We start from the raw sequence: 10,527 nt of genomic DNA on the forward strand, positions 1-10,527 counted from the left end.
GTGCGCCATAGACGCTCCAGTCCCAATTGGCCTGCCAGGCCAGCGTCGTGAACGCATCGGCCGGTGGCTGGCCCGCGCGGGTCGCGGCTTGCGCGGCATCGACCCTGGCCTGTTGATCGGGATTGAGCATCTCCATCAACAAACTACCTTGCGGACGTTGCGCCGCCAGTTCGCGCAGCAGCCACAATTGCAGGGCGTGGTGGTCAGGGTTGTCGTGCTGTTCGCCGACCAATACCCGAGGCACACGGGCCAGGCGTTCGACCAGTTCTTGCGGCGTCAGCGTACGGCCCGTGGCGAGTTCACGGATGACCCCGAGGTCGGCGTGATCACGCCCTTGCGGAGCGATCGGCGCCGGCAGTGGTGTGGCCTGATGGGTTTGGCAGGCAGCCAACAGGCTGAATGCACAGAGCAACAGAAAGCGCATCGGTTTTCCTTATTGGACAGGTGCCCCCTCGATGACGGAGGAGGGGTGGTATCAGCGCGCGATGATCAAAGGGTGACCGCGTTCCGGATGCTGGTGAATCAGCACTTCCAGCCCATACACCGCTGCCAGCGCCTCGGCGGTCAGCACCTCTGCCGGTGGACCATAGGCGTGGGGCAGACCCTGTTGCAACAACAGTAGTTGATCGCAGTAACGTGCGGCCAGGTTGAGGTCGTGCAGGATCACCAGCACGGCAGCGCCGCGCTCGGCGAAGTCGCGCACGGCTTGCAAAATGGTGTGCTGATGCAGCGGATCGAGCATCGACGTCGGCTCATCGAGCAGCAGGGTCTGCCCTTCGGCACCCGGCCAGAGCTGAGCGAGCACCCGCGCCAGATGCACGCGCTGGCGTTCACCGCCGGACAGGGCCAGGTAGCTGCGTCCGGCAAGATGAAGGGCGTCGGCGGCTTTGAGCGCCTCGGCGACGATTTCGTCATCGCKCACGCGGCCGCTGGCGTGAGGCAAGCGACCCATGCCGACGACTTGATTGACCGAGAACGCAAAGTTCAGGCTCGAACTCTGCGGCAGCACCGCCAGGCGTTTGGCCCGTTCCTGACCCGGCCAGTCGGCGAGCGGACGCTCGTCGAGGCTGACCCTGCCTTCACTGGACGCCAGCTCACCACACAAGGCAGCGAGCAGGGTGCTTTTGCCGGCGCCATTCGGTCCCAGCACACCCAGTACTTCACCAGGGCGCAACTCGATATCGATGTTTGCCAGTACCGTGCGGTTGCCACGACGTACCAGCAAGTTGTTTGCCTGCAGCATCAGGAACGCCCTCGCACCAACAGATATAGAAAGAACGGAGCGCCGATCAGTGCGGTCACGATGCCGATGGGCAATTCGGCTGGCGCCAACAGCAGGCGCGCCGCCAGATCAGCCAGCAACAGCAGGCTGGCACCGGCCAGCAACGAGGCGGGCAGCAACACCCGGTGATCCGGGCCGACCAGCAGGCGCATCAGGTGCGGCACCACCAGACCGATAAAACCGATCAGGCCGGCCGCCGCTACAGCGGCACCGACGCCAAGGGCGGTGCACAACACCAGCTCCAGCTTGATCCGCTCGATGTCGAAGCCAAGGTGACGGGCCTCCGACTCACCCAGCAACATGGCATTGAGTGCTGCCGCGCGACGTGGCAACCACAATGCCACGCCCACGGTGACGATCAGCAACGGCCACAAGCGCGGGTAGCTGGCGCCATTGAGGCTGCCCAGGTTCCAGAAGGTCAGGGTACGCAAGGTCGCATCATCAGCCAGGTAGGTGAACAGACCAACCCCGGCACCGGCCATGGCCGTCATTGCCACACCCGCCAGGAGCATGGTGGCAACGTCGGTTTGCCCGTTGCGGCGACCAAAGCGATACACCACCGCCGTGACGATCAAGCCACCGGCGAAGGCGCTGACCGACAGCAGATAAGGTTCGATGGCCGCTGGCATGCCACCGAGCAGACTGCCGCCGACGATGGCGAGGGCGGCACCGAGTGCCGCGCCACCGGAAACACCGACCAGACCCGGGTCCGCCAAGGGGTTGCGGAACAACCCCTGCATCGCCACGCCGGACAGCGCCAGTACTGAACCGACGGCGATGCCGAGCAGACTGCGCGGCAAACGAATCTGACCGAGGATCAACTCCGCCTGCTGCGTGTCGCCACCGTCAAGCGGCAACCCCAGCAGGCGCATCCCGGCCAGCAAGGTATCGCCCAGGGGCAGGCTGACCGGCCCGAGGGCCAGGGACAACCAGAACACCAGCACCAGCAACAGCAGCAAAAAGATCAACGTCGGACGCGGCCGAAAAATGGCCGTCATGGGTTGGTCCCGGCAGTCTGCGCTTTGGCGTCCGGGTAGAACGCCGTGGAAAGACGCGTCAGTGCATCCGGTACACGCGGGCCAAGGCCTCCGACCAGAAGCGTCGGGTCGATCACCACCACCCGGCCATTTCGACCGGCCTGGGTTTGCGCCAGGATCGGGTTCTGTTCCAGCAAGGCTTTACGCGCCGCATCACCCTCCAGACGACCACCGGCAAAGATGATTACTTGCGGGTCCAGGCTCAGCATGGCTTCACTGGAGACCGGTTTGTAGCCGTTGTGCTCACCCAGGCTTTTGCCTCCGGCCTGTTGAATCATCCAGGCGGCCAGGGTGTTTTTGCCCGCCATTTGCAGGTTGCCACCGGAGTGGCTGAGCAGCATCAGCACCCGGGGAGCCGGTTGCTGTTGCTGTTGCTGCGCCAGCTTGACCCAATCGGCCTGGGTTTGCAGGCGCTTGAGGTAACCGCCCATCAGCGCTTGCGCCTCAGTTTCCTTACCCAGCAGTTGCCCCAGCTCGGTCAGGTTGTGTTGCAGGGCCGGCACGTCGGCCTTGGCCGACAGCAATTCAATGCGCACGCCGGCCGCCTTGAGTTGCTCCAGTACCGGTGGCGGGCCCATTTCGTTGCTGCCCACCAGAATGTCCGGCTTCAGGGCCAGGATCCCTTCGGCCGCCAGCGCACGCTGGTAGCCGACGCCCGGCAGGCTGCGCAGCGATTGCGGGTACAGGCTGGTGCTGTCGACACCCACCAGTTTGCTTTCGCCGCCCAGGGCAACCACCCATTCGCTGAACGCACCACCGGCACTGACCCAGCGCTGGGGCAGGGCATCGGCGACGGCCATCTGGCTGACGAGCACGCTGGCACAGGCCAGCAGTGTTTTCATACGCATCGGAACTATTCCTTAGCCGATCAGAGGGGTGGCGGTTTCAGCCAGGGCACGCCAGTCGTCACGCTCAGGGATGCCCGGCTTGCGCACGCCGAACAACTGGATGACCAGCTCTCCTTCGGCATCGAAACCTTCGTAACTGGTGATGATGCCATCGACGCTTGGCTTGCGCACACGCCACAGTTCGGTCACGCCAGTGGTTTTCAGGTGCAGGTTGAACATCGGGTCGAGCACGTTGAACCAGGTGTCCATCCAGCGCAGGTTGCTGACGGGGCCGGAGTGGATCTGGATGCAGTGCTTGTTGCCCACGAACACCATGATCGGCACTTCACGCTTGCCCGCTTCTTCAATGACGCGGGTCAGCTCGACGGTGGCCAGAGGTTCGGCCCACTCGTGACCGGCCAGGCGCAAGGCCTGGGTGCGCGCCACGTCATTGCGCTTGAGCAGCAAGAAGAAGTCGTGGGTGTCCTTGAGCTGCGACCATTCGCTACGCAGGGTGTCTACATCGACTTCGTCATCGGCACGCGGTGCCTTGGCTTGCGGCAGCGGTTGCAGGTTCAGTTCGGCCGTTTGTTCTTCAGCACGGAAACGCTGGACCAACGGCGCCCAGACGGCATCGAAGCTGGTGGCGGTCAGGTAGACCTTGTGCACGGCCAGGCCCTGACGGTCGAACACCTGGATGCTGCGCTGCGGACCGCGCGCGGTGGTCTCATCGACGGCGAACACGCTGGCCCAACCGCTGAGGAACAGGCGCAGGTCGATGTCCGGCGACAGCACCATGCCCATCTGACCGCTGCCCATCACCGTCACTTCGCTGTACACGCCCTTGCGTTCGTGTACGCAATGTTCGTTGCGGGTCAGGGCCATGATGGTGCCCAGTTCGCCGAGGGCTGGCAGCAGCTCTTTCCACTCCGGGCGCAGGCGCACGGTGTCGGTGCCCAGGCGGCTGGCGGTCAGCTCGGCCTCGCTGACGCCCAGTCTGGCGGCGGCGTCGCGGGCGCGCAGGCCCGGTTGTTCGGCGCGTAGCTGTTGCCAGGTCTGGTACAGGGCCGGGCTGGTTGGCAGGGCGGACGTTTGTGCAGTCATGTGAAGCTCCTTCAGGGTCAACGGTTCGCCGTGAGGGCGAATTCTATTGGTATCTCTACGCGGCTGGGCACGGCCCGGCCGTCGACAATTTCGGGGCGAAAACGCCAGGTGGTGACGGCTTCGAGTGCAGCCTGGTCAAGGCTTTCCACCCCGGAAGAACGCACCAGCGTCAGCTTGAGTTGCTGGCCGCGTTCATCCAGGCGCACCTCGACCCGCACCACGCCCTGCTGGTTTCGGCGACGTGCAGTGGTGGGGTAGCGAGGCGCGGGGGGCGGGGTGACGAAGGTCGGGCGCAGGCTGACCACCGGAGAGAGCATGGGGGCCGGGGCAGCAGCGACCGGCGTGGCCGGGTGGGTGTTCTGTGCGGGTACGGCGGCGGGGGGCGCTGCCGGTGCCGGTGGGTTTTTCGCCACGGTGAACGGCAACTCAAGCGGTTCGGCGCGACGTGGATCGGCCTGGGATTTGGGAGCCGGTTGCGGTTTGCTCGCAGCCTTGACGATGGACGGCTGGGTGCTGACCGGCAGTGGCTTGACCGGTGTTGGCGCGGGCGTTGCGGGTTCAGCCTTTGTTGTCGCCGGTTCCTTCACCGGCGTTGGTGCTGGCGCTGATGTTGACGTTGGCGCGCGGACGGGCTGCGGTGGGGCAGGGGCGGGCACCGCAATCGGCGCCAGGGTGACCACTTGAATGGCCATCGGCGGCTGAAAGGCCAAAGGTTCTGGCGCGGCCTGAATCTCGCGAACGAGCCATCCGGCGCTCAAATGCAGCGCAATCGATAACCCCAGACAACCCCAGAAGTGCTTCATGCACACTCGTTCCAGCTTTAAAATATAATGCACATGATAATAATTTGCATTTACAAGTCAAGCTGGTTATCTTCGCCGCCGCTGCCGAAAAGCGTTTTGTATACATCCCTTCAAGAGAAAGGGCCGAGCGCTTTGTTCACAAAAAAATCAAACACACGCCGGGCAGTTGCCGTCACCCATGCAGATCCCCTTCAGCACCCTGCATGCACGTGACCGCTGTCAGACTCTCAGGAGTAAAAGTCAGATGTCGATCCGCCCGCCATTCGCCATGCGTCCCTGGCTCGCCTTGCTGCTGCTCTCACCTTCGCTGGTTTTTGCCGCCGAACCCGTTACTCAGTTCGATACCRTCAGCGTGACCGCCACCCGCACCGAGCAGACCCTGCTGCAGGTGCCGAGTACCGTGTCGGTGCACAGCGAGCGTGAAATCGATCAGCAGAACGACAAGGACCTCAAGGATCTGGTGCGTTATGAGCCGGGTGTTTCGGTGAGCGGCACCGGTAGCCGTTTCGGTCTGTCCGGGGCGAACATCCGCGGTATCGACGGCAATCGGGTCCTGACCCAGGTCGACGGCGTGCGCGTGCCGCAGAGCAACGCTTTCAGCCCGTTCCAGGACGTGCGCAGCAACTACGTCGACCTCGATACCATCAAGCAGGTGGAAATCATCCGCGGCCCGGCGTCTTCGCTGTACGGCAGCGACGCCATCGGTGGTGCGGTCAGCTACCTGACCAAGGACGCCGCTGACTACCTCGAAGACGGCGACGACGCCTACGCACGCTTCAAGACCGGTTATGACGGCAGCGATGACAGTTGGCAGCGCAGCGCCACCTTCGCCGGCCGTACCGGGACTGTCGATGGCCTGTTGCACCTGGGTCGTCGTGACGGTCAGTCCACGGATACCGCTGGCAGCGTCGGTGGTGTCGGCGTCAACCGTGAAGAAGCCAATCCGCTCGACTACACCACTGAAAACGTGCTGGCCAAACTGGGCTGGGACTACGCTGAAGGCGACCGCCTGCAATTCACTTACGAGCGTTATCAGGACGACGCCGACAGCAACCTGCTGAGCGACATCGTTCCCCGCGCCACGGGCATGAGCCCGGCGATTCTCGGCTCCACTTCCAAAGACAGCATCGACCGTACCCGCTACAGCCTGGCGCACACCCTGAGCCTGGACAGCGCGATGGCCGACAAACTGCAATGGCAGTTGAACTATCAGGAAAGCAGCAACGACCAGGATACCTTCCAGCAGCGTCAGACCGCCTCGGGGGTCAACCGCGTGCGCACCCGCCAGTCGTCTTACGATGAACGCTTGTGGAGCCTGAATGCCCAGCTCGACAAACAGTTCGCGATTGCCGACACCAGGCACCATTTGATCTACGGTGGTGAAGTCAAGCGCATCGACTCGAGCAACCTGCGTACCGGTAAAGAGGTTCGCCTGGACACCGGCGCCACCGTACCGGCCTCGGAGAATTTCCCGGTCAGCGACTTCCCGGATCCGACCAGCGAATCCCTGGGCCTGTTCGTGCAGGACAGCATCGAGATCGGCCGCTGGACCCTGTTGCCGGGCCTGCGCTACGACTACTACCGCCAGACCCCGCACGTCACTCAGGAGTTCCTGAATGGCCTGCCGTCGGAAACCGATCCGTCGCGCATCACCGACGATCACATCTCGCCGAAATTCGGCGTGACCTATCAGCTGACCGAGCACGAAAGCCTGTACGGCCAGTACGCCGCCGGTTTCCGCGCACCTAACCCGGTCAACATGTTCGGTGAGTTCAGCAACCCGCAGGTCGGCTACAAGCAAATCGGCAACCCGAACCTCAAGGCGGAAACCAGCGACAGCTTCGAGACCGGTCTGCGTGGTCGCTACGACCTGGGAAGCTTTGGTATTGCGCTGTTCTACAACAAGTACAAGGACTTCATCGACACTGTCAGTTTTGTTGATCCGACCAGCGACATCCCGCTGACCTTCCAGTCGCGCAACCTGAGCAAGGTCACCATTCGTGGTGCCGAAGCCAAGGGTGACGTCAAGCTGGATGCCTTCATGCCGGCCGGCACCCGCGCGCTGGGCTCGATTGCCTATGCCCGTGGCAAGGACGAAGACACCGGCGAGGCGCTCAACAGTGTCGACCCGCTCAAGGCCGTCATGGGCCTGGCCTACGATGCACCGAGCGGCGTGTACGGCGGCCAGGTCATGTGGACTCTGGTTCAGGCCAAGGACCGCGTCGACCACAGCGGCGATGCCGACCTTCTGATCAACCGTCAGTTCGAAACCCCGGGCTACGGCACGCTCGACCTGACGGCCTGGTGGCAGGTGACCCAGGAAGTGTCGGTCAATGGCGGTCTGTTCAACGTGACCGACAAAAAGTACTGGAACTGGGGTGACGTGCAGGGCCGCGACGAGAACGCGGCAGGGCTTGATCGTCTGACTCAGCCAGGGCGTTATGCGGCGGTCAACCTGATCTGGGAAATCTGATGGGYGGGAGCTGATCTGCAACAGCCGGTAGCAGTTGTTCATAAGCTGGCGTGATCCGTGGCGAGGGAGCAAGTTCCCTCGCCACATATTTTTGCGGTGTAAAACTTTTTCTCATCTCCATGAATGAAACTCGTGATCATCACGATAAAAATGAGTTTGTCTCACCAGGGCCCAACTACCGACAATGGCTCCATTAACCAGATGGAGTTTTTATTGTCATGGCATTGGCCCATTCCCTTGGATTTCCGCGCATTGGTCGCGACCGCGAACTGAAAAAGGCTCAAGAGGCGTTCTGGAAGGGCGAGCTCGACGAAGCCGGTCTGCGCGCCGTGGGCCRCGACCTGCGCAAGACCCACTGGAATTTGCAGAAAAAGGCCGGGATCGAGCTGTTGCCGGTCGGCGACTTCGCCTGGTACGACCAGGTCCTGACCCACTCGTTGATGTTCGGTGTAATCCCCGAGCGTTTCCGCCCGCACGACGGCAAGGCCAGCCTGCATACCCTGTTCGGCATGGCGCGCGGTGTGAGCGACAACTGCCGCGGCGCGCACGCCCAGGAAATGACCAAGTGGTTCGATACCAACTATCACTACCTCGTCCCTGAATTCAGCGCCGATCAACAATTCCAGCTCGGTTGGGATMAGCTGTTCGAAGAAGTCGAAGAAGCCCGCGCACTGGGGCACAACGTCAAGCCCGTCATCATCGGCCCGTTGACTTACCTGTGGCTGGGCAAGGCCAAGGGCGCCGAATTCGACAAGCTGGAGCTGCTGGATCGCCTGTTGCCGCTGTACGGCCAGATCTTCCAGCGCCTGGCGGCACAAGGCGTCGAGTGGGTACAAATCGACGAGCCGATCCTGGTCCTCGACCTGCCGCAAGACTGGAAAAACGCCTTTGAACGCGCCTACAACCTGATTCAGCGTGACCCGCTGAAGAAGCTGGTTGCCACTTACTTCGGCGGTCTGGAAGAGAACCTGGGCCTGGCCGCCAACCTGCCGGTGGACGGTCYGCACATCGATCTGGTGCGCGCACCTGAGCAGTTCCCGACCATCCTCGACCGCCTGCCGGCCTACAAAGTGCTGTCGCYGGGCGTGGTCAACGGCCGCAACGTCTGGCGCTGCGACCTGGAAAACGCCCTGGCCACGTTGCAGTATGCTCACGAGCGTCTGGGGGATCGCCTGTGGGTTGCGCCATCCTGCTCGCTGCTGCACAGCCCGGTTGACCTGGGGCGTGAAGACAAGCTCGATGCCGAACTGAAAAGCTGGCTGGCGTTTGCCGTGCAGAAGTGCGAAGAAGTGGCGGTACTGGCTCAGGCGGTCAACCAGTCGGAAGCGCCGAAAGTGCTTGAAGCGCTGAATCGAAGCCGTGCCGTGCAGGCCAGCCGTGCTGCGTCGCCGCGCATCCACAAACCGGCCGTGCAGGCACGTGTTGCCGCGATCACCGCCAAGGACAGCCAGCGTCATTCGCCGTTTGCCCAGCGTATCGCCAAGCAACGCGCCGGTCTGAACCTGCCGCTGTTCCCGACCACCACCATCGGTTCGTTCCCGCAAACCGCGTCGATCCGCCTGGCTCGCCAGTCGTTCAAGCAAGGCAAGCTGACCGAAGCCGAATACACCGAAGCGATGCACAGCGAGATCCGTCACGCCGTGCAAGTGCAGGAACACCTGGGCCTGGACGTGCTGGTGCACGGTGAAGCCGAGCGCAACGACATGGTCGAGTACTTCGCCGAGCAACTCGACGGCTACGTGTTCACCCGTTTCGGCTGGGTCCAGAGCTACGGTTCGCGCTGTGTGAAACCGGCGGTGATCTTCGGCGACCTGAGCCGTCCGAACGCCATGACCGTGGAGTGGATCCGCTATGCCCAAGGCCTCACCGACAAAGTGATGAAGGGCATGCTGACCGGTCCCGTGACCATGCTGATGTGGTCGTTCCCGCGTGAAGACGTGAGCCGCGAAGTGCAGGCCCGCCAACTGGCCCTGGCGATTCGCGACGAAGTGGTGGACCTGGAAGCCGCCGGGATCAAGATCGTGCAGATCGACGAAGCCGCGTTCCGCGAAGGCTTGCCGTTGCGTCGGGCGCAGTGGCAGCACTACCTGGACTGGGCGACCGAAGTGTTCCGCCTGTGCGCCTGCGGCGTACGTGACGAAACCCAGATCCACACCCACATGTGCTACAGCGAATTCAATGATGTGATCGAGTCCATCGCGGCGATGGATGCGGACGTGATCACCATCGAAACCTCGCGCTCGGACATGGAACTGCTGGATGCGTTCGAAGCCTTCGCTTACCCCAACGAAATCGGCCCGGGCGTGTACGACATCCACTCGCCACGGGTGCCGGACTCCGCGGAAATGGCCAACCTGCTGCGCAAGGCTGCCAAGCGCATTCCCGCCGATCGCCTGTGGGTCAACCCGGACTGCGGCCTGAAAACCCGCGGCTGGCCGGAAACCGAAGCGGCGCTGGTGCACATGGTCAATGCGGCGCGTCAACTGCGTAAAGAATGGGCCTGACGCTGTATTAGGTGCACCACGGAACCTGTAGGAGCGAGCCTGCTCGCGATGACGGAGTGTCAGGCGACATTGATCTTGAATGTGCCGGCCTCATCGCGAGCAAGCTCGCTCCCACAGGTGATTTGGGTCGCTCGCAGATTTTGTGTGCAGCCGCTGAACCTGCTCGCGAAAGCGGTGTGTCAGTCAACGAACATGCTGAATGTGCCGGCCTCATCGCGAGCAAGCTCGCTCCCACAATGATTTGGTTAGTTCGCAGATGTTGCGCACAGCCACTGAACCTGTGGGAGCGGGCTTGCCCGCGAAGRCGGTGTGTCAGGCGACATCGATGTCGAATGTGCCGGCCTCATCGCGAGCAAGCTCGCTCCCACAATGATTTGGGGTAGTTCSCAGATTTTGCGTACAACCACTGAACCTGTGGGAGCGGGCTTGCCCGCGAAGGCGGTGTGTCAGGCGACATCGATGTCGAATGTGCCGGCCTCATCGCGAGCAAGCTCGCT

Annotated in this window: 8 protein-coding genes; 2 read left to right on the top strand and 6 right to left on the bottom strand. The window is 62.8% G+C overall.

Annotated elements, in window-relative coordinates; all coding sequences use genetic code 11:
* The 6 genes from ACXRVY_RS09440 to ACXRVY_RS09465 form a co-directional block, all read right to left on the bottom strand.
* The coding region (locus tag ACXRVY_RS09440) for a ChaN family lipoprotein (RefSeq protein WP_458237293.1) at window positions 1–424 on the bottom strand (424 nt) is incomplete at its 3' end.
* 51 nt (window positions 425–475) lie between these two features.
* The gene (locus ACXRVY_RS09445) at window positions 476–1,243 is read right to left on the bottom strand and encodes a heme ABC transporter ATP-binding protein (protein WP_458237294.1); all 768 of its coding nucleotides are present in this window, start codon (window positions 1,241–1,243) and stop codon (window positions 476–478) included.
* Window positions 1,243–2,226, bottom strand: a complete 984-nt coding sequence (locus tag ACXRVY_RS09450) for a FecCD family ABC transporter permease (RefSeq protein ID WP_223463068.1) — start codon at window positions 2,224–2,226, stop codon at window positions 1,243–1,245. Before ACXRVY_RS09450 ends, ACXRVY_RS09445 begins: the two co-directional genes overlap by 1 nt.
* Window positions 2,227–2,276: 50 nt before the next feature.
* Window positions 2,277–3,167: a heme/hemin ABC transporter substrate-binding protein gene (locus ACXRVY_RS09455; protein ID WP_223463012.1), complete on the bottom strand. Its 891-nt coding sequence runs from the start codon at window positions 3,165–3,167 to the stop codon at window positions 2,277–2,279.
* A gap of 12 nt (window positions 3,168–3,179) precedes the next feature.
* The gene (locus ACXRVY_RS09460; protein ID WP_223463011.1) at window positions 3,180–4,250 is read right to left on the bottom strand and encodes a hemin-degrading factor; all 1,071 of its coding nucleotides are present in this window, start codon (window positions 4,248–4,250) and stop codon (window positions 3,180–3,182) included.
* A 17-nt stretch (window positions 4,251–4,267) separates the two neighbouring features.
* Window positions 4,268–5,053 (bottom strand): TonB family protein, encoded by a 786-nt coding sequence (locus ACXRVY_RS09465; RefSeq protein ID WP_457266140.1) that lies wholly within the window; start codon window positions 5,051–5,053, stop codon window positions 4,268–4,270.
* 244 nt (window positions 5,054–5,297) lie between these two features.
* Here ACXRVY_RS09465 and ACXRVY_RS09470 point away from each other — a divergent pair, with 244 nt between their 5' ends.
* Window positions 5,298–7,526 carry a TonB-dependent hemoglobin/transferrin/lactoferrin family receptor gene (locus ACXRVY_RS09470; RefSeq protein WP_458237295.1) on the top strand — a complete coding sequence of 743 codons (2,229 nt, stop codon included), beginning with the start codon at window positions 5,298–5,300 and terminating at the stop codon, window positions 7,524–7,526.
* Between the two features lie 218 nt (window positions 7,527–7,744).
* Complete coding sequence (metE, locus tag ACXRVY_RS09475; RefSeq protein ID WP_458237296.1) at window positions 7,745–10,030, top strand: 5-methyltetrahydropteroyltriglutamate--homocysteine S-methyltransferase; 2,286 nt, start codon at window positions 7,745–7,747, stop codon at window positions 10,028–10,030.
* Window positions 10,031–10,527: the final 497 nt, after the last annotated feature.

It is taken from the genome of Pseudomonas sp. P5_A2_2, assembly GCF_054177685.1.

Bases quoted from the DNA above. Each gene is read 5' to 3' on its own strand.
- ACXRVY_RS09455 (WP_223463012.1), bottom strand. From the start codon at position 3,167: ATGCGTATGAAAACACTGCTGGCCTGTGCCAGCGTGCTCGTCAGCCAG.
- ACXRVY_RS09460 (WP_223463011.1), bottom strand. From the start codon at position 4,250: ATGACTGCACAAACGTCCGCCCTGCCAACCAGCCCGGCCCTGTACCAG.
- ACXRVY_RS09465 (WP_457266140.1), bottom strand. From the start codon at position 5,053: ATGAAGCACTTCTGGGGTTGTCTGGGGTTATCGATTGCGCTGCATTTG.